We start from the raw sequence: 22,603 nt of genomic DNA on the forward strand, positions 1-22,603 counted from the left end.
TGGGGTGGACGAGGCGAATCGTCTTGTCTGCACCCCGGGTCCATCGGGCCACTGCCAGGCTGAGCGAGTCGCCCTTCGGGGACGACCTGGCTGAGAGTTGCAGGGCTCGGTGGCCCGGGACGCGCAGATCGGCCATAGGGCTATGCGCCAAGGACCCGGCAAGGTCCCGGAGCGCCTCAGTGAGCGACCGACCGTCACGTCCCGGACCGGAGTGCTGAATCCGTGGGCTGACGGAAGGAGCACTCTCATGATTGAGGCTACGCCCACCTACGCCGGGATCGACTGGTCCTGGCAGCACCACGCGCTGTGCATCGTCGACGACGACGGACAGCGCATCGAGGAAGCAACCGTGCCGCACACACGGCCCGGGTTGACCAAGATCACCACCCTGCTGCGTCGCCATGGCGTGGAACGGATCGGGATCGAGCGCGGCGACGGACCGGTGGTCGAGCACCTGATCCGCGACGGGTTCGAAGTCGTCGTGATCAGTGCACGGCAGGTGAAGTCACTGCGTGCCCGCTACGGCTCCGCGGGGAACAAGGACGACCGGTTCGACGCGTTCGTGCTGGCCGACGCGTTGCGCACCGACGCCGGTCGCTGGGCGATCGTGCAACCAGACAGCGAACAGACGATCGCGCTGCGGATGCTGGTGCGCGCCCGCCACGATCTGATCGATCACCGGATCGCCGTGCACAACCAACTGCTCGCAGTGCTGCAGCACAACTTCCCCGGCGCGATCGGCCTGTTCAGCCAGCTCGACATCCCCATCAGCCTGGCGTTCCTGCGCCGATTCCCCAGCGAAGCCAAAGCAGCCTGGCTCAGCGAGCTGCGGATGGCGCACTGGCTCAAGGCCAACGCATACTGCGGCCGCCACACCCCGACCCGGCTGGTCGACCACCTGCACGAAGCTGCGACCGGCCGCGTCAGCGGCGCGGCAGCCGAAGCCAGCGAGGTCATCGTGCTGACCCTCGTTGATCTGCTCGCCACCCTGCGTGATGAACAAGCCCGGCTCGAGGCCCGGATCAAGGAAGCACTCCTGGCTCACCCCGACGGCCCGATCTTCCAGTCCCTGCCCCGCGCCGGGACCGTCCGCGCAGCCACCCTGCTGGCCGAGATCGGCGACTGCCGGGCCAGGTTCCCCGACCCCCCAGCACTCGCCGCAGCCGCCGGCGTCGCACCATCGACCAGGCAGTCCGGCAAGCACCTCAACGTCGCCTACCGACGCGGCTGCAACAAACAACTCCGGGCAGCACTGGTCGACTGGGCCCAAGACACGCCCCGCGCGAACGCCTGGGCACGCGACACCTACGACCGCGCCCGAGCCCGCGGCTGCCGACACCCCCACGCAGCAAGAATCCTGGCCCAAAACTGGACCAGGATCCTGTGGCGCTGCTGGCACGACCACACGCCCTACAACCCCGACCTACACGGCCGACTCAACAGCCTCCTGACGAAGGCTGCTTGACATAGGGCTCTCAGTCGTTCAGCGGGTACTTCTTCGAGAACTCGTACTGGGCTTCGAAGATGTTGTTCAGCGCCGGGTAGACCTGCGACTGGATCTCCGCGAGCTCGTTGTAGCGCTCGTGGACCTCCATGTTCGGCTCACTGGTCGAGCCCAGCGAGGCCATCGCCTTGGCGGCCTCCTCGGTGGACCCGTGGACCCCGGCGGCCGACATCGCCATCACCGCGGCACCCATGGCCGAGACCTCCGACTGGTTGACCTCGGTGAGGCCCACCCCGCAGGCGTCGGTCATGATCTGGCGCCACAGCGGGGAACGCTGGCCACCACCGACCACGCGGATGGTGGTCAGCGGCACGCCGGTGGTCTCCTGCAGGCCCTTGAGGTTGCTGGCCATCTCGATGCTGATGCCCTCCAGCACCGAGCGGTACATGACGCCACGGTTGTGCGCCCCGGCCAGGCCGATGATGGCACCCTTGGCGATCGGGTCCCAGTGGGGTGACTGCACCGCGTTCCAGTAGGGCAGGGTGATCAGGCCACCACACCCCGCGGGGACGGCTGCCGCAGCGGCCTCCAGGGCCGGGTCGGGCTTGCCCTCGAGCTTGGGGTCACCCAGTTCGGCGCGGAACCAGCCGGCCAGGTAGGCGCCGGAGTTCTGCACGATCTCGAGCACGTACTGGCCGGGCAGCCCGGCCGCGTCGGTGCGGAACACACCCGCGTGCTCATAGGTCGGCGAGTGGACGCCAGCGACCAGGGCGGTGCCCATGTTGAGGTAGGCCTCGTCGGTGCCGATGGCACCGGCACCCAGGGCCGCGGCCTGGCCGTCACCACAGGAGGCGACCAGGGTGACCTCCTGGGACAGGCCCCAGCCCTTGCTGACGCTCGGCAGCACCACGTCGATCTGGCTGATCGGGTCGACCAGTTCGGGCAGCTGGTCGCGGCGCAGGCCGACCAGGTCGAGCAGCTTGTCGCTGAACTCCTGCTGGGACATGTCGAACAGGCCCAGGCTGTCGGCGGTGCCGCGCGAGTCGATCCACCTGCCGGTCATCGCGTAGACCAGGTAGGCGTGCACGCCGACGACCTTGGAGGCCTTCGCCATGGTCTCGGGCTCGTGCTCGTTGAGCCAGGCGAGCTTGTAGAACGAGGGGGTGACGTCGGGCTGGAAGCCGGACAGCACGTGCAGTTCCTCCGAGCCGAGGCGGCGTACCTGCTCGGCGGCGCGGCCGTCGAGCCACAGGATGCCGGGGCGCAGCGGCTGGCCCGAGTGGTCGACCAGGGCGAAGGACTGCCGCTGGATGGTGCAGCTGACGTGGGTGATCCGGGCCCGGTTGGTGCCGGAGAGCTCAGCGACGGCCTCGCTGATGGCGGCGTTGGTGGTGCGCCACCACTCGCGCGGGTCCTGCTCGTAGAAGTCGACCTTCGGGGTGCTCATCGGCACCTCGGCGCGCCCCTCGGCGAGCACCTTGCCCGTCTCGTCAACGATGATGGCCTTGGTGCTGGTGGTGGACGAGTCGACCGCAATGACCAGTGGTGAGTCCGACATCAGAAACCTCCTTGTTCCGCTACGCCGTGATGGATGGACCTCAGCTTAGTTGTGGGGTGCCCGGGCGTCAGCAGTGGGGCGGGACTGCCTGTAGCGTGAAGCCATGACGCAGATCTGGGCCCACCGTGGCTCATCAGCCGAAGCCCCCGAAAACACTCTCGAAGCCTTCGACCTGGCGATCCGGCAGGGCGCCGACGCCATCGAACTGGATGTCCAACTCAGCGCTGACGGCGTCGTTGTCGTCTGCCACGACGAAACCATTGACCGCACCACCGACGGAACCGGGCCCATCGCCGCGATGACGCTGGCCCAACTGCAGCAGTACAACATTCCCACCCTGGCCGAGGTCTACGACCTGGTCGCCGACTCCGAGCTGCGGGTCAACGTCGAACTGAAGAACTCACTGGTCGACTACCCGGGACTGGAGGCGGCCGCCGAGGCCACCCTGGCCGGGTCCCGGTTGGCGAACCAGACCCGCGAGCGGATCATCTACTCCTCGTTCAACCACCGCTCACTGGCGACGCTGGCAGCCTCGGGCACGAGCGCCGGGCTGGGCGTGCTGTACGTCGAGCGACTGGTCCGCTCCTGGGAGTACGCCCGTTCCTTCGGCGCCACCGCCCTGCACCCGCTGCACCTGAGCATCGACGCGGACGAGGTCAGCGCCGCCCACGAGGCCGGCCTGGCCGTGCACCCGTGGACCGTGGACGACCCCGACACCCTGCGCACCATGATCGGCTTCGGTGTCGACGCCGTGATCACCAACCAACCGCTGGTCGCCCGCGAAGTCCTGGGCCGCTAACGGATCCTGCTGATGGCCCCACAGCTGTCGCGCACCACGAGCCGGGGCCGCAGCAGCACCTGTTCGAGGGGCCCGTTGTCACCCTCCTGCAGGCGTTGCAGCGCCAACCGGGCCGCGACCTGGCCCAGGCGGTGCTTGGGTGGCGCGACCGCAGTCAACGGCACCGGTGCGAGGTCGGCGAACTCGTCGTCATAGGAGACCACGGCCAGGTCGCCGGGAACGCTGAGGCCGGCCCGGGCAGCTGCATGCAGCAGCAGGGTGGCCTCACGGTCACCGAAGACCAGGGCCGCCGTGCAGCCGGCCTCCCCCAGCTCGGCCAGCGCCCGGTCGATGCGCCTTGGCCACTCGTCATTGGCGTGGACGATCTCGATGCCGTCGAGGCGCTCGGCCGACTGCTGCAGGGCGGCGCGGTACCCGGCGCGGACGCCCGCGCAGGTGGCGGCGTCGCCGCGTCCGAGCATGGCGATGCGTCGGTGGCCCAGCCCGGCCAGGTGTTGCACCGCATCGAAGGCGCCACCGGCATGGTCGGAGCAGACGAACTCACTCGCCTCACCGGGGTCGTCGCGCGGCGGTTGGCGCTCCATCAGCACGACGGGCACGGGCAGGGCGCGCAGCGCCGCGATGCGCGCCCGCGGGTCGCCGGTGGTCAAGGTCGGCACGACAATCAGCGCGTCGACCCCGGCTGCCAACAGGTCGGCGATGCGCCGGTCCTCCTCGGCCGAGTCGTACTGGTAAGTGGCGAACCTCAACCCCGCCCGACCCATGCTGAGTTGGGCCTCGATGCCCTGCATCACCTGACCGTAATAGAGCTGCGTGGTGGGCACCAACACCCCGATGGTGACCGATCCCCCAGCTCCCGGCGCGGCCCTGGTTGCGACGAAGGTGCCGGCCCCCTGCCGCCGCTCGACCAGCCCCTCAGCCACCAGCACGTCATAGGCGCGCCGCACGGTGGACAGCGCCACCCCGCGCTCGCGCTGCAACTCGTCGTCGGTGGGCAGCTTGGCGCCCTGCACCCAGACCGACGCGAGGATGTCCCGGCGCAGGTCGTCGGCCAGGCGCTGGTACTTCAACGGCTTCGATTCCAATTGAGTCTTGAATCCTCTCCTCTTGGAGGGGTTGATTGAGGCAATCATACGCATCGCAGCGGAAGGTACGACCATGATCGACTCACCTGACCTCAACCGACGCACTGTCCTGGGTGGCCTGGGAGCCGGGCTGGTGCTGGCAGCCACCCCCTTGGGTGCCTCAATGGCCGGGGCCGAGGCCCGCGACGGGTTCACCGTGTACGCCACCTTGAGCCACCTGGGGCAGGTCGAGCTGACCTGGCCCGAGTCCATCGACCCCGCAGCGCGCTGGTACACCGTGCACCGCACCGCCCCCAAGGAGCCGGGGTCGGCGGCCCTGCGCCCCGACCTGGCGCTGGCGCGGATCGGGGTGCTCGGGCTGGGCACCAACCCCGCCTTCGGTGACTTCCGGTCGGCCGCGCACACGCTGAACACCTACATCGTGGTGGTGCGCGACGCCCACGACAAGGTGCTGGCGACCAGCGCCCCGGTCAGCATCACCACCGCTGAGCGCATCGACGAACAGCGCCTGCCGCTGGTGGCCTGGGCCTACCGCGACCTCGAGGAGTCGGTGGTGGTGAACTGGCGGCTGGCCCCGGGGGCCACGGGCACCGTCACCGTCAACGGGGGTGGCCGCCAGCAAGGCCGGTTCACCGGCAGCGGCAGCCTGCGGGTCAACCGCGGCCAGAGCAAGAAGATCGACACGGTGGAGGTCGTCGCCGGGCAGCACACCGTCACCCTGCCGGTGCTCGAACCCAGCAGCCGCTTGCTGCTCAGTGCCGCCCGTCGCCAGGAACTACGCACCGAGCTGGCCCGCGCGGGCAGCACCGCAGCGCTCACCTTCGCCCGGCTGCGCGACGACATCGCCAGGCCCGCCGCGCAGTGGACCTACGGACCCGCCGTCGGACCCCAGCGAATCGCCGCCGTGAAGGCCTCGCATGCTGCGCTGGCCTGGCAGCTGACCGACGACGCCGCCATGGCCCAGTTGGCCTACGACTTCTTCATGGAGGCGGGCCGGCTCATCTACTTCGGTGCGGCTGACCAGCCGCTCTACCTCGGGTCATTCTCCACTCGGCTGGCACTGGCCCATGACTGGGCCCATGACGCCTGGACGCCGGCCCAGCAGGAGTCGGCGCGGCAGGTGCTCAACCGGATCGCGGCGATCTGGACTGCCACGCACTACATCAATGACGTGCGCGAGACGAAGTCGTCCAACTGGGTGGGCATCACGCGCAGCGGCGAGGTACTGGTGAGGATGGCGCTGCTGCGCACCCCGGGCTACGTCGACGACCTGCACCGCACCGCCCTCGCGCTGGACGAACTCAACAGCCACATCGCCGACGGGTACGCGAGCAACGGCTACACCCAGGAGGGACTGGCCTACTTCATCTACCCCATGCGGGAGATCACCACGGCGGTCGCCGCCCTGCGCGGGGCCGGCAACCCGGTGCTCGAGGACGAACTGGCCCGCCACGAGTGGTTGAACCTGTGCCTGCGCACCCAGTCGAGCGTCACGGGCGGGCACCGGACCCAGTTCGGGGTGGACTCCGGGCTGAGTTCGTCCCACCAGTTCGCCGGGGAGTTCATGGCGCAGGGGCTCACCCTGGCCACCGCCGGTGAGGCCGGTGTGGCGAGGTGGGCCTACGACCATGTCAGCGGCAAGGGGTCGTCCATTCAGGACTTCGGCACCGAACTGGGGCGGGAGAACACGCTGCTGCACTACCCCTTCACCGCCACCGGGCAGGACCCCGACAGTCGACCTGACACGACGCGTGCCCTGCTGGACGACGAGGTCGGCGCGTTCTTCTTCCGCAACCGCCACCAGGACGCCGACGATGTCCTGGTCGCCACCTTCAACCGGAACACCATCGAACGCGGGTGGGAGGCGAAGGAGACCTGGGGCCTGCCCATCCTGGGCATGGGCTCACGCTGGACGGTGATGGGTGAGCGGCCGGGGAACCCCTGGCGGTTGTCGAAGCCACTGGTGGACGGCCTCGCCGAGCCGGTAACCGGACGAGGGCGCACGATCGCCTCGCGCGGCTTCGACGGGCAGGGCGGCGGTCACGTCGAACTCGACGCCGGTGAGAACTACCAGGTCGTCACCGCCCGACGCTCGATGGTGATCGACATGCGCCCGCGTGGGCAGGTCGCGACCGTGCTGGCGATCCGCGACGAGTTCAGTGACACCGCGGCGCACGAATGGACCTGGCAGCTGCCGATCGGCCCGGGGGTGACCCGGCAGCGGCTGGCCTCCGAGTCGGGTCTGGAGACCTTCGCCTACCGTCGTGAGGGTGGGTGGCTGAAGGGCTGGGTGATCCCCAGCGCCGGGCAGGTGCTCTACATCAACCGGGGACAGGTGGCCGGCATGGTGCTCCAGGCAGCCAACACCACCGCGACCACCTTCCGGGTGCTGTTGGCGCTGGGCCGGGGCACCGAGCCGGTCGCCACCCTGTCGGGGACGACCATCACCGTCGCCGGCCAGCCCTACGACCTGGACAACCTGGCGACGTTCCAGGGCTAGCCAGCGCTGCTGGTCAGCACCGTGTCCACGGCCTCGCTGAAGCTGTCGGCGAAGGCGGTGGGGGCCGGGATGCCCGGCGTCCAGTCGCGCCCGTGGCGCAGGTAGACCGAGTTGATGCCGGCGTTGTGGGCGCCCTGGATGTCGGCCTCGGCGGAGTCACCGATGTGCCAGGCGCCCAGTCGGTCGGCGCCGGGCACGGTGGCCAGGGCCAGGTCGAAGATGGCGGGGTCGGGCTTCTCGACCCCGCACTCTTCCGAGATCACGTACCCGTCGACCATGGGCACCACCCCGAGCTTGTCGAGCTTGGCCTGCTGTTGGTGGGTAGCACCGTTGGTGACGATGATGATGGTCCACCCGGCCTGCCGGGCACGGGCCAGGGCGTCCTCGACCCCGGGGGCCAGCTGCACATGGCGCACCACCCCGGCGCGCAGCACCTCGATGATCGTGGCCGACTCCTGCTCGGACAGGCCGAGCACCCCGACCAGGTCGGCGGCCACCTCGGGCTTGGGCCGAAGCCCCCGGCCGTCGGCGGCGAGCACCTGGTCGACCACTGAGGGGTCCAGGCCACGTTCGGCCACGATCTCACGCGCCCAGCGGGCCACGGCATCGTCCCGGTCGGCCAGGGTGCCGTCCAGGTCCACGAACAGGACACTCATCGCTTCGGGAACTCCTTGCGGGCGTGGGAGGCGATGCGGCCGATCATCCAGGCGTCGAGCCCGCCGCCGATGACACCACCGGCCACGGGGATGCCCTTGCCGAGCTTGGGCAGCAGCTTGGTGGTGGACGACTTCACGATCTGGAAACCGACGCCCTTGTTGATCACCATCAGCGCGGCGGCCGGCAGCTTGCTGAGCGCGACCTGGGTGATCGAACCACCCAGCGCACCGCCGAGGCCGACCTTCTTGAGCACCTCGTCGGCCTTGGCGCCGGTCAGCACCAGCAGCACCGCGGCGCGCACCTCGGGCTTGCTCACGTCATAGCCGCGCAGGTGGGCGACGGCGGCGACCATGTGGGTGGCGACGAGGTAGAACTCGACCACGTTGACCGGCAGCGCCACCGGCAGGGCGAGGAAGCCGCCCAGGCCGGTCACAAACCCACCGACGGTGGCCGCCCGGGTGTGCTCAGCGATGATCGCCTTGACCGCCGCGTCGGTATTGCCGTTGGCCTTCTTCAGTGCCTTGTCGGCGACCTTCCTGGCCGAGGGCAGCGGGCCCAGTCCGTCGATGCCGACCGAGAGCAGCTGGGCGACGAGCTTGGTGACCGCGTCCTCGGAAGGTTCCTGCTTTGCCATGGGTGTGACTCCTGGGGGTTGGGTACCGGTCAAGCCTGCCAGCCAGCGGTGCCGGCGCAAGGCAGGTTCAGGGCAGGCTCAGGGAGGAATCCGGGGTCGGTTCCCTCCCTGAGCGCAACTCCCGGGAGCAAACCGCGACGGTCAGGGGATCAGGATGGCGCGCCCACGCACTCGTCCGTTGTCGAGGTCGTCGATGGCCTGCTGGAAGTCGTCAAGGGCGTACTTCTGGGTGTGCAGCGTCACCTTGCCCTGCGCGGCCAGCGCCATCAGGTCCTGCAGGTCGGAGTAGGAGCCCACCAGGTTGCCGATGAAGCTGATCTCGGTCGAGATGATGTCGATGGTCGGCACATTGATGTTCTCGCCGTAGCCGATCACGTAGTAGAACCCGGCGCGCCGCAGCATGCGCACGTTCTCGGCCGTGGCGCCACCCTCGCCCACGAAGTCGAGCACGGCCTGCGCGCCGTGACCGCCCGTGAGCTCGAGCACCTTGTCGATGTGGCTGCCGTCGGCCAGGAACGCGTGGTCGGCGCCCAGTTGCTTGGCCAGCTCGAGCGCCTCGGGGTTGCGGTCGAGCACCACCAGCGTGGCGCTGCTCATGGCCTTCATCACCTGGATGCCGATGTGGCCCAGGCCACCGGCGCCGACGACCAGGCACACGTCACCGGGGCGCAACAGCTTGGACGCCTTGGCGGCCGCATGCTGGGCCGTCAGCCCGGCATCAGCCAGCGCCGCGACGTCGGCCGGCTCGAGCGAGTCGTCGAGCTTGACGCAGCAGCGCGACGAGGTCCGCAGGTATTCGGCGTAGCCGCCGTCGGTGTCGATGCCCGGGAACTGGTTGTTCTCGCAGTGCACGTCGTCGCCGATGCGGCACGCCCGGCACTGACCGCAGGTCAGCAGCGGGTGCAGGATCACCTTGTCGCCGACCTTCACGTTGGTGACGGCCTCGCCGACCTTGTGCACCCAACCGGCGTTCTCGTGCCCGATCGTGTACGGCAGGGGCACGTTGGTCTTGGGTGCCCATTGTTCTTCGAGGATGTGCAGGTCGGTGCGGCAGACCCCCGCTGCACCGATCTTGATGATGACGTCGAGTGGGCCCTGGAGTTCCGGTTCGGGAATGTCCTTCATTTCGAGGTTCTGGTGGTAGCCAACAACCTGTACCGCGCGCATGTGTCCTCCTAGACAGTGCCCGACGGCGCCGCGTTGCGCCGTCGTTGGCGTTGCGTTGCTTCGACGCTATGACGTGGCACTGCAGCAGGGAAGAGCCAGTTCTCATCCAGTGACAACAGCGCTCAGGGCAGGGCGGCGAGCCCCGTGCTGATGCGGGCCAGCACCTCGGCATCGGCCCGCACCCCCAGTTCGCGCAGGGCCACCAGCGCTGCCCCGGCGATGCCGTCGCGGGCGTGGCGCACCCGCTCGCCGAGCTCGGCGGCCACGAGCCGGCCGACCGGTGAGCCGGGAGCGACCACGCTGCCGCCCAGCACGATCGGCCCGTCGGTGTCGGCGCCGGTCACCGAACCGACGTTGGTGACCACCCTGGCGGCGGCCTCGGCGACGATGCCGGCGGCGACCGGGTCGTCACCCACCTCGGTGACCAGCCGCGCGGCCACCGACAGTTCCACCGGACGCCGGGCGTAGGCCCAGGTCAGGATCCGCATCAGCCGTTCGTCCCGCCACGGCTGGGACAGTTGGGGTTCGATGTCGATCAGTCCCATCAACGCATCGACCAGGGCCGTGTCCGGCCCGCGCCCGTCGAGGGCCGCGCACACTGCCCTCACGACCTGCTGGCCGATCCAGAAGCCGGACCCCTCGTCCCCGATCAACCAGCCCAGCCCATCGCTCATCGCCTCGAACTCACCGTCGCGGATGCGCGCGCCGGTGGCACCGGTGCCGACGATCACCACGGCACCGTCCGGGTCGGCGGTGGCCGAGAAGTAGGCCGCGAGCACGTCACCCTTGAAGGCCACGGTGGCCCCGAAGCCGGCCTCGACCAGCGCGGCCTCGACCTCGGGCACCCGGCCGCCGGCGGCGATCACCCCGGCCATGCACAGCGCAATCACGTCCGGCTGCGCGACGGGTTCGGGGGCGGCGGTGAAGGCGCCGGTGCAGGCGGCGACGATATTGGTCACGGCCAGGTCGAGGCCCGCCGAGGTGGGGTTGCCGGGCCCGGTGCGGGCCAGCGAGAGCGCGCGTCCGGTGTGGTCCAGCAGCACCGCACGGGTGCCCGTGCCGCCGGCGTCGACGCCGATCACAGTGCGCAGCGGGGTTGCCATTACTCCTCCTAGGTCGCCACCACCATGGCGTGGACCATTAGAGTCTGGCGGGTCACCACGAAAGGAACCAACCCGTGCCCACTTCCGCTGATCTCTTCCAGGAACAGGTCACCCGGCGCCTGCCCCTGTTGACCCGCAGCGCCCATGACGGGCCGATCGCCGAGGCCGCCGACCTGTTGGCCGATGCCGTCGCCAACGGTGGCGTCATCACCGCCTTCGGCACCGGGCACTCCGAAGCCTTCGCCATGGAGATCGCCGGGCGCGCCGGTGGCCTGATCCCCACCTCCCGAATGGCGCTGCGCAACCTGGTCCTCTTCGGTGACCGTGACGCGTCCGTGCTGACCGGGGCCGGGCTGGAACGCGACCCCGACGTCGCCGCCGACCTGTTCGCCGAGCACCCCCGCGACCCCCGCGACGCGTTCATCATCATCTCGAACTCGGGGGTGAACGGCTCGATCGTCGGGGTGGCCGAACTGGTCAAGCAGCACGGCCACCCGCTGGTCGCGGTGACCAGCCTGGAGCACACCGAGGCGGTCGAACCCAAGCACCCCAGCGGCAAGCGGCTCAAGGACTTCGCCGATGTCGTCATCGACAACCTGGGCCCCTTCGGTGACTCCACCCTGGAGGTCACCGACGGCATGACCATGGGTGCGATCAGCTCGATCACCGGCGCCTACATTGCGCAGCTGCTGACCCTGGGCATCTCCGAGCGGCTGCTGGCCCGCGGCATCACCCCGCCGGTCTACATCTCGGCCAATGTCCCCGGCGGCGATGTCCACAACACTGCACTCAAGCAGCAGTATGAGGGCCGCTTGCGGGCAGACGGCTGAGCAGGAGCACCTGCATGAGCGTCGAGATCGGTGTCGAGACCTTCGGGGACGTCACGGTTACCCCCGACGGTGAGCTGCTCACCCACGCCCAGGTGATCCGCAACGTGCTTGCCGAGGGGCAGGCCGCCGACCGCGTTGGCCTCGACTTCTTCGGGGTCGGTGAACACCACCGCGAGGACTACGCCATCTCCTCCCCCGAGGTGGTGCTGGCCGGCCTGGCCACCACCACCGAGCGCATCAAGCTGGGCTCGGCGGTGACGGTGCTCAGTTCGGACGACCCCGTCCGCGTGTACCAGCGGTTCTCGACGGTGCAGGCCCTGTCGAACGGCCGCGCCGAGATCATCGCGGGGCGCGGCTCGTTCATCGAGTCCTTCCCGCTGTTCGGCCATGATCTGCGCGACTACGAGGTGCTGTTCAGTGAGCGGCTCGACCTGCTGGCTGAACTGCTGGACGGCCAACCGGTGACCTGGTCGGGGCAGACCCGGGCCGGGTTGGAGGACCAGGAGGTCTTCCCACGGGCCGAGACGCCGATCACCACCTGGGTGGGGGTGGGCGGCACCCCGCAGTCGGTGGTGCGCGCCGCCCAGCACGGGTTGGGCCTGATGCTGGCGATCATCGGGGGCGAGCCGATGCGGTTCAAGCCGCTGGCCGACCTCTACCGGCGTGCGCTGGCCCAGCTCGAACAACCCGAGCTGCCGGTGGCCGCCCACCTGCACGGTTTCGTCGCCGAGACCGATGACGAGGCCGCCGACCTGCTGTTCCCGCACTACCGCGACCAGATGCTGAAGATGGGCGCCGAGCGCGGCTGGGGCGCCTACAGCCGCGAGGCCTTCGACGCCGCGCTGCAGCCGGGCGGCAACCTGCTGGTGGGAGGGCCGGAGACGGTGGCCCAGAAGATGGCTGCAGTCGTCCGCGGGCTGGGCCTGTCGCGCATCGACGTCAAGTACTCCAACGGCACCCTGCCCCACGAGGCGGCGCTGCGCTCAATCGAGCTGCTGGGCGAACAGGTGAAACCGCGGGTGCTGGAACTGCTCGCGGAACGCTGAGCTCGCTCACCCAGCCGCCTGCAGGCCCTCGAATTTGCGCTCACGGTGAGCGAACGCTCACTGGTTGTGCACCATAGTCACGGGTTGGTGACGAAACACCGCTGTTCGGGCGCTGGGGTATGCGTTTTCTCACAGATCGGGACTACTGTGCCTGACACAGCACGTGTGGGAACGGCCTTCGAGGTTGACGGTCGGTGCCCCCACCCAAACGCATACAGGAGCACTGATGCAGCATTCCAAGATCGGTCGCCGCGGCGTCCTGGGCGGCGCGGTCGCAGCCGCCGCCATCGCACCTCTGGCCGCTTGCGCTGGGGGGTCCAGCAACACCCCGACGGACCAGGCCAGCACCACTGACACCTCCGAGGACAACCCCTTCGGCCTGGCCGGGGGCACCTCGGTCGAGGCCGTCATCTTCGACGGTGGCTACAGCACCGACTACGTCGACTTCGCCGCCGCCGAGATGAAAAAGAAGTTCCCCGACGTGAAAGTCGAGGTCAAGCCCTCCACCCAGATCGCCCAGGAACTGCAGCCCCGCTTCGTCGGCGGCAACCCGCCGGACCTGATCGACAACTCCGGCGCCGGCTTCATCGGCTTCGGCTCGATCATCGACCAGCTCGAGACCCTCGACGACCTGCTCGACTCCAACAGCTACGAGGGTGTCCCGATCAAGGACACCATCTTCGAGGGCGTCAAGGTTCCCGGCACCTACGACGGCAAGTTCGCCGTGCTGAACTACGTGCTGTCGGTCTACGGCATGTGGTACTCGGCCTCACTGTTCGAGGAAAACGGCTGGACCGCCCCCAAGACCTACGAAGAGGCCATCGACCTCGGCGCCAAGGCCAAGGAAAAGGGCAAGTTCCTCATGCTCTGGGGCAAGGAAGCTGCCACCTACTACCAGACCTCGGCCATGATCTCGGCGATCAAGGAGGGCGGCGACGAGGTTCGTCTGGCCCTGGAGAACCTCGAGGACAACGCCTGGTCGCACCCGGCCGTGCAGGGCGTGTTCACCGCCCTGGAGACCATCGTCAAGAACGGCTACATGAAGCCCGGCGGCAACGGCACGCAGTTCACCGCCGCCCAGGCCCAGTGGTCGAACGCCCAGGAAGCCCTGATCTACCCGTCGGGCGCCTGGATCGAGAACGAGATGAAGTCCCAGACCAAGGAGGGCTTCCAGATGACCGGCATGCCCGAGCTGGTCCTCAGCGACTCCCCCGCACTCGGTTACGAGTCGCTGCGCGCCGAGGCCGGCGAGGGCTTCATCGTCCCGTCGCAGGCGAAGAACCGTGCCGGCGGCAAGGAGGTGCTGCGCGCCATGCTGTCGAAGGAGGCCGCGACCAACTTCGCCAAGACCCGTCTGGCGCCGACCATCGTCAAGGACACCATCCCCGAGGACGGCTTCGGCTCCAGCGCCCTGCAGTCGCAGAGCAAGATGCTCAGCGATGCCGGGTCGAACACCTTCGGCATCCGTTTCGTCACCTACTACGGCCTGAACAAGGAACAGCTGGTCGTGTGGAACAGCTTCCTGGCCGGTGACGCCGACGCGAAGGCGCTCACCAGCGAGCTGCAGAAGATCAGCGACCGCGTCAAGAACGACTCGTCGATCAAGAAGATCACCGTCGAGTGATTGCCCGGTAGTGCCGCCCGAACGTCCGTCGACAAGTGTCGACGGACGTTCGGTATGCGGCACTGCTCCCCGTCCGCGGCGGCACCCCGGCCGCCTCAACAGCGAAGGGTATCGATGACCACGCTGAACCCCGTTGTCCTGGAGCACGAGGCGGCGACACCCCCGCCCAAGCGCAAGACCTTCAAGAACTTCACCTTCGACCGCGTCAGCCTGTTCGTGGTCTTCCTCGGCCTGCCGCTAGCCCTCTACGCCATCTTCGTGGTCTCCCCGTTCGTCCAGGCCGTGGGCTACTCGTTCACGAACTGGAGCGGCTTCTCGCCGAACATGGACTTCGTGGGCCTTGACAACTACCAGCGACTGCTCAACGACGAGCTGTTCCACAAGGCCTTCCGCAACAACGTGCTGCTGGCCATCGTGCTGCCGCTGGTCATCGTGGTGCTGTCCCTGGCGCTGGCCACCATGATCACCGTTGCCGGCCGCAGCGTCGGCGAGGTCAAGGGCCTCAAGGGCGCCGGCTTCTACCGCGTGATCTCGTTCTTCCCCTACGCCATCCCGGCCATCGTGGTCGGCATCATGTGGGGCCAGATCTTCGACCCCAGCGGTGGCCTGGTCAACGGCATCCTCACCGGGCTGGGCTTCGAGCAGTTCCAGAGCTTCCCCTGGCTGGGCGACCGTGACACGGCCATGCCGGTCACCATGTTCATCATGGTCTGGGGCTTCATCGGCTTCTACATGATCTTGTTCATCGCCGCCATCAAGGGCATCCCCGGCGAGATCTACGAAGCCGCCCGCCTCGACGGTGCCGGACGCTTCCGCACCGCCTGGTCGATCACGTTGCCACTCATCCGCGAGAACGTGCAGACCGCCTACATCTACCTCGGCATCATGGCGCTGGACGCCTACGTGTACATGATGGCCCTCAACCCGTTCGGTGGCCCCGACAACTCGACCCTGGTCATGCCGCAGTACCTGATGACCACGGCCTTCGAACGCAGCCAGTTCGGTGTCGCCTGCGCCATGGGCGTGGTGATGGGCCTGCTGACCGGCGTCTTCGCGACCATTGTGTTCACGGTGAACCGACTCACCGGCGGCAAGGACCAGGTGACGATGGCATGAGCACTGCAACCACTGGCCGTTCCGTCGGCACCCTGAGCAGCGATGCCCCTGCCGTGCGCACCCCCAAGACCTCGGCCGGCGACAAGGCCTTCGCCACCGTGGCCCACTTCGTGCTGATCCTGTGGTCGATCATCGTCGTCGCCCCCATGCTGTGGACGCTGATGACCTCGTTCAAGACCACCAGCGATATCTTCGCCTCCCCCTTCGCACTGCCGAGTTCGCTGAACTTCGACAACTACGTCAGCGCGTGGGAGACGGCCGGCATCGGCAAGTACTTCTTCAACACGGTGCTGGTCGTCGGCGCCGCCCTTTTCCTGGTGATGCTGCTGGGCGCGATGTGCGCCTACGTGCTGGCCCGGTTCACCTTCCCGGGCTCGCGACTGATCTACTTCGCGCTGCTCGCGGGCCTGATGGTGCCGGTCTTCCTGGCCATCGTGCCGCTGTTCTTCATCCTGCAGGGCTTCGGCCTGCTGAACACCCTGCCCGGGTTGACCCTGGTCTACGTGGCCTTCGCGCTGCCATTCACGGTGTTCTTCCTCTACGCCTTCTTCCGGACTCTGCCCTACGAGATCAGTGAGGCCGCCTCCATCGACGGGGCCAGTGACTGGCGCACCTTCTTCAGCATCATGCTGCCGATGGCCAAGCCCGGCCTGGCCTCGGTGGCCATCTTCAACTTCCTCGGCCTGTGGAACCAGTTCCTGCTGCCGGTGGCGTTGAACACCAGTGAGGCGAACTACGTGCTGTCCCAGGGCCTGGCCCGGTTCGCCTCCAGCGCCGGCTATGACGTGAACTTCGGCGCCCTGTTCGCCGCCGTGGTGATCACCGTGCTGCCGGTGCTGGTGGTCTACGTGCTCTTCCAGCGCCAGCTGCAGGGCTCGGTCAGCCAGGGGACGATGAAGTAGGCCGTCACCTGCTCGTGGCCCGCACCTAGCGCCGTCGTCCGGTACCGAAGATTGACCGGACGAACTCACGGCTCGCGGTGCGGGCCATTTGCTTGAACACAGTCGAGTTGGTGACCTGCTCGATCACCGTGGGTTCAGGTTTCGGGGCGCGAGTCCTGGGCGTCGGCTTCGGGGCGGTCTTCTGGGCGGCCTTCTCGGCGGCTTCGGCCTCAGCGCGGCGAGCCCCCTCCTCCAGCTTGCGGGTGAGCATCTCGTGGGCCGAATCACGGTCGATCGACTGCCCATAGCGGGCCATCAGCGCTGAGCCGCGGATGCCCGGCTCCAGCACGTCGGCCGGGGTCGGGGCCATCAGGGTCTCGGGGGCCAGGATGCGTGTCGGGGCCACCGGGGTGGGGGCGCCGTCGGGGTCCATCACGGTGATGACGGCCTCACCGGTGCCGAGTCCCTGCAGCATTTCGGCCAGGTTGTAGCTGGTGATCGGGAAGGTCGCCACGGTGGCCTTGAGGGCCTTGGCGTCCTTGGGGGTGTGGGCGCGCAGCTGGTGCTGCACGCGCGAGCCCAGCTGGGCCAGCACCTCGTCCGGGACGTCGGTGGGGGTCTGGGTGACGAAGAAGACGCCGACCCCCTTGGAACGGATCAGCCGGACGGTCTGGGCAATCGACTCGAGGAAGGCCTTGGAGGCGTCCTTGAACAGCAGGTGCGCCTCGTCGAAGAAGAAGACCAGCTTTGGCTTGTCGACGTCGCCGACCTCGGGCAGCTCCGAGAACAGGTCGGCCAGCAGCCACATCAGGAAGGTCGAAAACAGCGCCGGGCGGTCGTGCAGGTTCGGCAGTTCCAGCAGCGAGATGACGCCGCGGCCGTCGGGCATCACCCGCATCAGGTCGGCGGTGTCGAACTCGGGCTCGCCGAAGAACTTGTCGGCGCCCTGCTGTTCGAGTTCGACCAGCTTGCGCAGAATCACCCCGACGGTGGCCTTGGAGACCCCGCCGAGGTTCTTCAGCTGGTCCTTGCCCTCGTCGCTGGTCAGGTACTGCAGGACCGAGCGCAGGTCGGCCAGGTCGAGCAGCGGCAGGCCGGCATTGTCGGAGAAGTGGAAGACCAGGCTGAGGGTGGACTCCTGGGTGTCGTTGAGGTCCATCACCTTCGACAGCAGCAGCGGGCCGAAGGCGCTGATGGTGGCCCGCAGCGGCACGCCGAGGCCCTCACCGCCGAGGGCGAAGAACTCGACCGGGGTGGCGCGGGGCTGCCAGTCCTGCCCGATGGAGGCGGTGCGCTGCAGCAGCTTCTCGTTCGGGGCACCCGGCGAGGCGAGCCCGGACAGGTCACCCTTGATGTCGGCCGCGAACACCGGCACACCGGCCGCCGAGATCTGCTCGGCCATCACCTGCAGCGTCTTGGTCTTGCCGGTGCCGGTCGCCCCACAGACCAGGCCGTGCCGGTTCAGCATCGCGACCGGCAGGCCGATCCGCGTGCCGGGCACCGGGGTGCGGGGCACGGGCTGCTCGTCATGCAGCAGGACGCCGAGGTCGATGGAGGGGCCGTCGAAGGTGTAGCCCCGGGTGATCTGCTCGCTCATGGCCACCAGCGTGTCACAACCCGGCAACGACAGCCGTTTCACATGACCGGTCGCGGTTTGGTTGGGTAAGCTCCAAGGGTGATCTTCAAGCGAGTCGGCGATACGCGTCCGTACCCTGACCATGGGTACGTGCAGAAGCAGTGGGCTGCGATCGCCCCCCACCAGGTGCGGTTGGACGAGTTGGTGACCACCAAGCGCACCCTCGACCTGGAGGCCCTGCTCGAGGACGATTCGACCTTCTACGGTGACCTGTTCGCCCACGTGGTGTCCTACCGCGGCGACCTGTACCTCGAGGACGGACTTCACCGCGCCCTGCGCGCGGCCCTGCAGCAGCGCCAGACCATGCACGCCCGCGTGCTCGAACTGCGCTGAGCGAACAGGAGCATGCCGGTGGAAGGTGTTGAGTGGCGACGGGCCCTGCGGACGTTGGGGACCCCGATCACGCTTCTCCTGCTGTTGGCGCTGCTGTACTTCGGGGCCCGTTGGGGATACCGCAATGTGACCGCCCCGCCGCCGCCGATCCCGATCCCCTCGTGCACCCCGCAGGCCGTCGGTTCGGTGCTGTCGAGTGAGAAGGTCCAGGTCAACATCTTCAACGGCTCCAGCACCCAGGGGCTGGCCTCGAACGTGTCACGCACCATGAAGGCCCGAGGGTTCATCGTGGAGGCGGTCGACAACACCGAGGAGAAGATCGAGACGACCATCATCGTCGGGTCGAGCAAGGACGACCCTGCGGTGCAGCTGGTCGCAGCCCAGCTCGTTGGCGCCGAGATCCGTGAGGACGGCATCACCGACGGGATCGTCGACATCCTGGTGGGCTCGCAGTTCGCCGGCTACACCAAGACCCCCTCGCCGTGGCAGATCGAGGTCAGCAATGACCCCTGCCTGCCCCCGGTGACACAGACCCCGACCCCCAGCCTCACTCCCGCCGCGACCCCGTCGTCCTGACTTTCGCAGGCGCCGATTGGCGCTCAGGGGCCTCGATTCGATAGCCTGATCGGCGGTGACGTGTCTGAGCGGCCGAAAGAGCTCGCCTCGAAAGCGAGTGTGGTGCAAGCCACCGAGGGTTCAAATCCCTCCGTCACCGCCAGAGGAAGGCCCCGGGAGACCGGGGCCTTCTGCTTTACCGGTGCCCGGCGAAGAACTCGCGCAGCAGGGCGGCCGGTTCGTCCCCGCCCACGCCCGAGACGACCTGCGGACGATGGTTCAGCCGTGGGTCACGGACCACGTCGAACAGCGAGGCCACCGCCCCGGCCTTCTCGTCGAAGGCGGCGAAGACCAGTCGTTCGACGCGGCTGAGCACCAGCGCACCGGCGCACATGGTGCACGGCTCCAGGGTGACGACCAGGGTGCAGCCCTCGAGCCGCCAGGTGCCGAGGACGTCGGCGGCACGACGCAGCGCCAGCACTTCGGCGTGGGCGGTCGGGTCACCGGTGAGTTCGCGCTCGTTGCAGGCGCTGGCGATGACCTGGCCCTCGGGGTCGAGCACCACGGCCCCGATCGGGACGTCACCGTGCGCGGGGGCCCAGCGCGCCACCTCGACGGCGGCCAGCATGGCCGCGTCCCAGCGACTCAGTGGTCGCGCCCCGCCAGGGCACGCTTGAACTGCGCCCCGAACTTCAGCCGGTCGAAGATCTCGGCGACGATCTCGTCGGCGTCGGCCTCGTCGGTGTCGTCGGCAAGGGACTCGAGGTCCATCTCCGACAGGCCGAGGTCGGCGAAGATCTCCAGGTCACCCAGTGCTTCGGAGTCGTCCTCGTCCTCGGGGGCATCGACCCCCAGGAAGTCGGCCACGTCGCGGGCGATGGGCCAGTCGTTGGCCGAGAAGGAGTCGCTGAGCAGCACCTCGACGTTGCGCCCGCGCACCCGCACGAGGACGAAGAACTCACCCGCGATCGAGACCGCGCCGATCGCTCCGCTGTCGCCGGGCAGGCGGCGCAGCTGGTTGATCAGTTCGTCGAGGTCGTTGGCCAACTCGTTCGACAGGCTCTGGACGACGGCCTCCCCGTCTTCGCGGTAGGCGGCCATGACCAGGTCGATGTCCTCGTCGGAGGCGTCCTCGATGAAGTCATCGTCCTCGTCGTCGTCATCCTCGTCGGAATCGTCGTCGAGGTCGTCCTCGTCGACATCGTCCTCGTCCTCGTCGAAGCCGATGATGTCGTCGTCAGCCAGCAGGGAGTCGTTGTCCCGCGCGTCCCGGGCGTCGATGCTCTCGATGTCTTCGCCGGCCATCACGTCCTCCTTCACGGGCGGGGGCCTCCAGCCACATGGGACATCTTGCCATGCCATCCGCGGTTTGGGTCAGGGGGTGAGGTCCATGTGGCAGAGTGATCACGTGGAACTGCACGTCATTGATCACCCGCTGGTCGCCCACAAGCTGTCGCTGCTGCGTTGCAAGGACACCCCGAGCACGACGTTTCGGCAGTTGGTGGACGAGCTGATGACCCTGCTCGCCTATGAGGGCACCCGTGAGGTGCGCACCGAGCCGTGGGAACTCGAGACCCCGCTGACCAGCACGGTGGGCACCCGGCTGGCCAAGCCGACGCCGCTGGTGGTCCCCATCCTGCGGGCGGGCCTGGGCATGCTCGAGGGCATGATGCGCCTGGTGCCGACCGCCGAGGTCGGGTTCGTGGGCATGGCGCGCAACGAAGAGACGCTGCAGCCGGTGACCTATGCCGAGCGGCTGCCCAAGGACCTGTCCGGTCGGCAGTGCTACGTGCTCGACCCGATGCTGGCCACCGGTGGTTCGCTGGGCGGCACGGTGAAGTTCCTGGTCGAGCGCGGGGCCGACGACATCACCTGCATCTGCCTGCTCGCCGCCCCCGAGGGCATCGAGAACTTCACCCGGCTGGCGGCAGACCTGAACGTGCCGGTCCGGCTGGTGGTGGCCGCCGTCGACAGCAATCTGGACGAGCGCGGCTACATCGTCCCCGGCCTGGGCGACGCGGGCGACCGGATCTACGGCCTGGCCGAATGAGCCAGGGGCTGGCCGAGGTCTTCCCCCCGCTGGGTCTGCGGATCACCTGTGGCCCGCTGGTGCTGCGCGGCATCACCGATGAGTTGATCATGCCGCTGGTCGAGGTGGCCCGGCGCGGGGTGCACAACCAGCCACCGGAGCTGACCCCGCTGGCCAATGACTGGACCACGGTGCCGGCGCCAATGCTGGCGATCAACTACGCCAAGTGGGCCTGGAACAACCGGCTGATGTTCAGCGCCGACTCGTGGATCCTGGCGCTGGCCGTCGAGTACGACGGGGAACTGGTCGGGGTGCAGGAGGGCAAGGGCGAGAAGTTCCGCGCCAACCGCTCGATCTCGACCGGGTCATGGCTGGGTCGCGCGGCCCACGGCCGGGGCATCGGCACACTGATGCGGCAGGCGTACTGCACCTTCGCCATCGACCACCTCGGTGCGCAGGAGATGTTGTCGGAGGCTTTCGTGGACAACCCGGCCAGTACCCGGGTGAGCGAGAAGGTCGGCTACCGGCGGACGGGGTCCCGGCCCGCCCAGCGCGCCGGTGCGGAGGTCGGCGAGGCGATGTACCGGCTGGTGCCCGACGACCTGGTGCGGCCGCCGTACCCGCTGGAGGTGGAGGGGCTGGAGCCGCTGCTGCGCTTCCTGGGCCTGGACGGCAGCACCGGCAACACTGCCGAGGTCGCCTGACGGGAATACCCCATGGGGGTACCGCGTTGAGCCGTCCGAGGAGGACACATGTTCAACGCAGATGTCATCAGTGAGTTCACCCCCAACTGGAGTGGCGACCCCTACGGTCGCTTCCGCTGGGCGGAGACCCTGTTCGAGCGCAAGCAGTACCGCGAGGCGGCTCGGGAGTTGCAGGCCCTGCTGGCCGAGGTGTCCGACGACCTCGAGGTGCGTCATGGCCTGCTCGATGCCCGGTTGCTGCTGGCCAGGGCGCAGTACCACGCCGCACACCTGACCCGGGCCGAGGAGACCTGCCGCGCGATCCTCGACGACCACCCGACTGAGGCCTACGCCGCCCTGCTGCTCGGGCGCGCGCTGCAGCGCCAGTCCCGCAAGGACGAGGCCGCTGCGGTGCTGGCTCGCGCCCGGGCCCTGGGCGCGGAGGTCTGACTCTGGGGGTCTGAAGGTCTGGCAAAGCACGTTGCCGCGGCGCACAATGGACCATGGAAGCTCGAACCATGGGACGCCACCTGATGGTGGTGTGCGCCGCGGTGGCCGTGCTGCTGGGCTGCACGGCGACCCCCGCCGAGGACGACTTCATGTCGCTGCGGGACCTCGCCGTCGAGGCGAACAAGTTCGACTGGGGCTGTGACGTCGACGCAGCCCCGGACGACGCCGCCACCAAGGCCAGCGTTGACACCGAGGGCTACGCCACCATCACCTGCGGCACCGACGGTCGGTTGACCGTCTGGGCCTCGGACGCCATCCGCGTCGAGATGAGCCGTCGCGCCCCGTTCTCATTCGGCCCCCCGCTCTGCGAAGTGCGCGCAGACAACTGGACCGCCCGGGGCTCGATCGAGCAGACCAGGGCACTCAGGAAGCAGCTCGGCATCCAGGTGGAACACTGCTCAATCGAATGACCG

The 22,603-nt window shown here is 68.5% G+C and carries 23 protein-coding genes and 1 tRNA gene; 15 read left to right on the forward strand and 9 right to left on the reverse strand.

Annotation, left to right across the window (positions count from 1 at the left end; genetic code table 11):
• Positions 1–247 precede the first annotated feature (247 nt).
• Complete coding sequence (locus ACQE3C_RS09315) at positions 248–1,465, forward strand: IS110 family transposase (RefSeq protein ID WP_434537930.1); 1,218 nt, start codon at positions 248–250, stop codon at positions 1,463–1,465.
• A gap of 10 nt (positions 1,466–1,475) precedes the next feature.
• Here the strand turns inward: ACQE3C_RS09315 and ACQE3C_RS09320 are convergent, their stop codons facing one another.
• Positions 1,476–3,002 (reverse strand): xylulokinase, encoded by a 1,527-nt coding sequence (locus ACQE3C_RS09320; RefSeq protein ID WP_434538915.1) that lies wholly within the window; start codon positions 3,000–3,002, stop codon positions 1,476–1,478.
• A 103-nt stretch (positions 3,003–3,105) separates the two neighbouring features.
• Between ACQE3C_RS09320 and ACQE3C_RS09325 the strand changes: the two genes are divergently transcribed.
• Positions 3,106–3,801 carry a glycerophosphodiester phosphodiesterase family protein gene (locus ACQE3C_RS09325; RefSeq protein ID WP_434538916.1) on the forward strand — a complete coding sequence of 232 codons (696 nt, stop codon included), beginning with the start codon at positions 3,106–3,108 and terminating at the stop codon, positions 3,799–3,801.
• Here the strand turns inward: ACQE3C_RS09325 and ACQE3C_RS09330 are convergent.
• The gene (locus ACQE3C_RS09330) at positions 3,798–4,886 is read right to left on the reverse strand and encodes a substrate-binding domain-containing protein (protein WP_434538917.1); all 1,089 of its coding nucleotides are present in this window, start codon (positions 4,884–4,886) and stop codon (positions 3,798–3,800) included. The two genes, ACQE3C_RS09325 and ACQE3C_RS09330, sit on opposite strands and share 4 nt — an antisense overlap.
• Before the next feature lie 73 nt (positions 4,887–4,959).
• Between ACQE3C_RS09330 and ACQE3C_RS09335 the strand changes: the two genes are divergently transcribed.
• Entirely contained in the window at positions 4,960–7,386 is a 2,427-nt protein-coding gene (locus tag ACQE3C_RS09335; protein WP_434538918.1) for a hypothetical protein, read from the forward strand.
• Here the strand turns inward: ACQE3C_RS09335 and ACQE3C_RS09340 are convergent.
• From ACQE3C_RS09340 to ACQE3C_RS09355, 4 genes are all read right to left on the reverse strand, one after another.
• Positions 7,383–8,042 carry an HAD family hydrolase gene (locus ACQE3C_RS09340; protein WP_434538919.1) on the reverse strand — a complete coding sequence of 220 codons (660 nt, stop codon included), beginning with the start codon at positions 8,040–8,042 and terminating at the stop codon, positions 7,383–7,385. The two genes, ACQE3C_RS09335 and ACQE3C_RS09340, sit on opposite strands and share 4 nt — an antisense overlap.
• A complete protein-coding gene (locus ACQE3C_RS09345; RefSeq protein WP_434538920.1) occupies positions 8,039–8,677 on the reverse strand; it encodes an EcsC family protein in 639 nt (212 codons plus the stop codon). Before ACQE3C_RS09345 ends, ACQE3C_RS09340 begins: the two co-directional genes overlap by 4 nt.
• A gap of 141 nt (positions 8,678–8,818) precedes the next feature.
• Positions 8,819–9,844, reverse strand: a complete 1,026-nt coding sequence (locus ACQE3C_RS09350; RefSeq protein ID WP_434538921.1) for an NAD(P)-dependent alcohol dehydrogenase — start codon at positions 9,842–9,844, stop codon at positions 8,819–8,821.
• A gap of 122 nt (positions 9,845–9,966) precedes the next feature.
• Positions 9,967–10,947: an N-acetylglucosamine kinase gene (locus ACQE3C_RS09355; RefSeq protein WP_434538922.1), complete on the reverse strand. Its 981-nt coding sequence runs from the start codon at positions 10,945–10,947 to the stop codon at positions 9,967–9,969.
• Positions 10,948–11,021: 74 nt separating this feature from the next.
• Between ACQE3C_RS09355 and ACQE3C_RS09360 the strand changes: the two genes are divergently transcribed.
• The 5 genes from ACQE3C_RS09360 (at position 11,022) to ACQE3C_RS09380 (ending at position 16,465) form a co-directional block, all read left to right on the forward strand.
• The gene (locus ACQE3C_RS09360) at positions 11,022–11,777 is read left to right on the forward strand and encodes a sugar isomerase domain-containing protein (protein ID WP_434538923.1); all 756 of its coding nucleotides are present in this window, start codon (positions 11,022–11,024) and stop codon (positions 11,775–11,777) included.
• A gap of 14 nt (positions 11,778–11,791) precedes the next feature.
• On the forward strand, positions 11,792–12,823 hold the full coding sequence (locus tag ACQE3C_RS09365; protein WP_434538924.1) for an LLM class flavin-dependent oxidoreductase: 1,032 nt from the start codon (positions 11,792–11,794) through the stop codon (positions 12,821–12,823).
• Between the two features lie 226 nt (positions 12,824–13,049).
• Positions 13,050–14,447: an N-acetylglucosamine/diacetylchitobiose ABC transporter substrate-binding protein gene (gene ngcE, locus ACQE3C_RS09370; RefSeq protein ID WP_434538925.1), complete on the forward strand. Its 1,398-nt coding sequence runs from the start codon at positions 13,050–13,052 to the stop codon at positions 14,445–14,447.
• Positions 14,448–14,561: 114 nt separating this feature from the next.
• Positions 14,562–15,563 carry a carbohydrate ABC transporter permease gene (locus ACQE3C_RS09375; protein WP_434538926.1) on the forward strand — a complete coding sequence of 334 codons (1,002 nt, stop codon included), beginning with the start codon at positions 14,562–14,564 and terminating at the stop codon, positions 15,561–15,563.
• Positions 15,560–16,465: a carbohydrate ABC transporter permease gene (locus ACQE3C_RS09380; RefSeq protein ID WP_434538927.1), complete on the forward strand. Its 906-nt coding sequence runs from the start codon at positions 15,560–15,562 to the stop codon at positions 16,463–16,465. Before ACQE3C_RS09375 ends, ACQE3C_RS09380 begins: the two co-directional genes overlap by 4 nt.
• A 25-nt stretch (positions 16,466–16,490) precedes the next feature.
• Here ACQE3C_RS09380 and ACQE3C_RS09385 read toward each other — a convergent pair whose 3' ends face one another.
• Complete coding sequence (locus ACQE3C_RS09385) at positions 16,491–18,041, reverse strand: helicase HerA-like domain-containing protein (RefSeq protein ID WP_434538928.1); 1,551 nt, start codon at positions 18,039–18,041, stop codon at positions 16,491–16,493.
• A 78-nt stretch (positions 18,042–18,119) separates the two neighbouring features.
• Here ACQE3C_RS09385 and ACQE3C_RS09390 point away from each other — a divergent pair, with 78 nt between their 5' ends.
• The 3 genes from ACQE3C_RS09390 (at position 18,120) to ACQE3C_RS09400 (ending at position 19,131) form a co-directional block, all read left to right on the forward strand.
• A complete protein-coding gene (locus tag ACQE3C_RS09390) occupies positions 18,120–18,413 on the forward strand; it encodes a type II toxin-antitoxin system VapB family antitoxin (RefSeq protein ID WP_434538929.1) in 294 nt (97 codons plus the stop codon).
• An 18-nt stretch (positions 18,414–18,431) separates the two neighbouring features.
• Positions 18,432–18,989 (forward strand): LytR C-terminal domain-containing protein, encoded by a 558-nt coding sequence (locus ACQE3C_RS09395; RefSeq protein ID WP_434538930.1) that lies wholly within the window; start codon positions 18,432–18,434, stop codon positions 18,987–18,989.
• Positions 18,990–19,043: 54 nt separating this feature from the next.
• Positions 19,044–19,131 (forward strand) — tRNA-Ser (locus ACQE3C_RS09400).
• A gap of 33 nt (positions 19,132–19,164) precedes the next feature.
• Here ACQE3C_RS09400 and ACQE3C_RS09405 read toward each other — a convergent pair.
• Positions 19,165–19,596, reverse strand: coding sequence for a nucleoside deaminase (locus tag ACQE3C_RS09405; RefSeq protein WP_434538931.1), 432 nt, complete (start codon positions 19,594–19,596; stop codon positions 19,165–19,167).
• Positions 19,597–19,613: 17 nt separating this feature from the next.
• Positions 19,614–20,273, reverse strand: a complete 660-nt coding sequence (locus tag ACQE3C_RS09410) for a tRNA adenosine deaminase-associated protein (protein WP_434538932.1) — start codon at positions 20,271–20,273, stop codon at positions 19,614–19,616.
• 118 nt (positions 20,274–20,391) lie between these two features.
• Here ACQE3C_RS09410 and upp point away from each other — a divergent pair, with 118 nt between their 5' ends.
• Genes upp through ACQE3C_RS09430 form a run of 4 tightly spaced genes read left to right on the forward strand, consistent with a single transcriptional unit; the run spans position 20,392 to position 22,600 of the window.
• Positions 20,392–21,018 carry a uracil phosphoribosyltransferase gene (upp, locus tag ACQE3C_RS09415; RefSeq protein WP_434539052.1) on the forward strand — a complete coding sequence of 209 codons (627 nt, stop codon included), beginning with the start codon at positions 20,392–20,394 and terminating at the stop codon, positions 21,016–21,018.
• A complete protein-coding gene (locus ACQE3C_RS09420) occupies positions 21,015–21,701 on the forward strand; it encodes a GNAT family N-acetyltransferase (protein WP_434538933.1) in 687 nt (228 codons plus the stop codon). Before upp ends, ACQE3C_RS09420 begins: the two co-directional genes overlap by 4 nt.
• A 48-nt stretch (positions 21,702–21,749) precedes the next feature.
• A complete protein-coding gene (locus ACQE3C_RS09425) occupies positions 21,750–22,130 on the forward strand; it encodes a tetratricopeptide repeat protein (protein ID WP_434538934.1) in 381 nt (126 codons plus the stop codon).
• Between the two features lie 53 nt (positions 22,131–22,183).
• Positions 22,184–22,600 carry a hypothetical protein gene (locus tag ACQE3C_RS09430; protein WP_434538935.1) on the forward strand — a complete coding sequence of 139 codons (417 nt, stop codon included), beginning with the start codon at positions 22,184–22,186 and terminating at the stop codon, positions 22,598–22,600.
• Positions 22,601–22,603 lie beyond the last annotated feature (3 nt).

Origin of the sequence: Aestuariimicrobium sp. Y1814 (assembly GCF_050113895.1) — a bacterium.
Taxonomy (GTDB): domain Bacteria; phylum Actinomycetota; class Actinomycetes; order Propionibacteriales; family Propionibacteriaceae; genus Aestuariimicrobium.

Excerpts from the sequence above, each read along its gene's own strand:
- ACQE3C_RS09365 (WP_434538924.1), top strand. The coding sequence starts at position 11,792 with ATGAGCGTCGAGATCGGTGTCGAGACCTTCGGGGACGTCACGGTTACC.
- ngcE (WP_434538925.1), top strand. The coding sequence starts at position 13,050 with ATGCAGCATTCCAAGATCGGTCGCCGCGGCGTCCTGGGCGGCGCGGTC.
- ACQE3C_RS09410 (WP_434538932.1), bottom strand. The coding sequence starts at position 20,273 with ATGGCCGGCGAAGACATCGAGAGCATCGACGCCCGGGACGCGCGGGAC.
- ACQE3C_RS09430 (WP_434538935.1), top strand. The coding sequence starts at position 22,184 with ATGGAAGCTCGAACCATGGGACGCCACCTGATGGTGGTGTGCGCCGCG.
- ACQE3C_RS09385 (WP_434538928.1), bottom strand. The coding sequence starts at position 18,041 with ATGAGCGAGCAGATCACCCGGGGCTACACCTTCGACGGCCCCTCCATC.
- ACQE3C_RS09315 (WP_434537930.1), top strand. The coding sequence starts at position 248 with ATGATTGAGGCTACGCCCACCTACGCCGGGATCGACTGGTCCTGGCAG.
- ACQE3C_RS09420 (WP_434538933.1), top strand. The coding sequence starts at position 21,015 with ATGAGCCAGGGGCTGGCCGAGGTCTTCCCCCCGCTGGGTCTGCGGATC.
- ACQE3C_RS09355 (WP_434538922.1), bottom strand. The coding sequence starts at position 10,947 with ATGGCAACCCCGCTGCGCACTGTGATCGGCGTCGACGCCGGCGGCACG.
- ACQE3C_RS09335 (WP_434538918.1), top strand. The coding sequence starts at position 4,960 with ATGATCGACTCACCTGACCTCAACCGACGCACTGTCCTGGGTGGCCTG.
- ACQE3C_RS09375 (WP_434538926.1), top strand. The coding sequence starts at position 14,562 with ATGACCACGCTGAACCCCGTTGTCCTGGAGCACGAGGCGGCGACACCC.
- ACQE3C_RS09320 (WP_434538915.1), bottom strand. The coding sequence starts at position 3,002 with ATGTCGGACTCACCACTGGTCATTGCGGTCGACTCGTCCACCACCAGC.
- ACQE3C_RS09325 (WP_434538916.1), top strand. The coding sequence starts at position 3,106 with ATGACGCAGATCTGGGCCCACCGTGGCTCATCAGCCGAAGCCCCCGAA.
- ACQE3C_RS09380 (WP_434538927.1), top strand. The coding sequence starts at position 15,560 with ATGAGCACTGCAACCACTGGCCGTTCCGTCGGCACCCTGAGCAGCGAT.
- ACQE3C_RS09345 (WP_434538920.1), bottom strand. The coding sequence starts at position 8,677 with ATGGCAAAGCAGGAACCTTCCGAGGACGCGGTCACCAAGCTCGTCGCC.
- ACQE3C_RS09405 (WP_434538931.1), bottom strand. The coding sequence starts at position 19,596 with ATGCTGGCCGCCGTCGAGGTGGCGCGCTGGGCCCCCGCGCACGGTGAC.
- ACQE3C_RS09425 (WP_434538934.1), top strand. The coding sequence starts at position 21,750 with ATGTTCAACGCAGATGTCATCAGTGAGTTCACCCCCAACTGGAGTGGC.
- ACQE3C_RS09340 (WP_434538919.1), bottom strand. The coding sequence starts at position 8,042 with ATGAGTGTCCTGTTCGTGGACCTGGACGGCACCCTGGCCGACCGGGAC.
- ACQE3C_RS09350 (WP_434538921.1), bottom strand. The coding sequence starts at position 9,844 with ATGCGCGCGGTACAGGTTGTTGGCTACCACCAGAACCTCGAAATGAAG.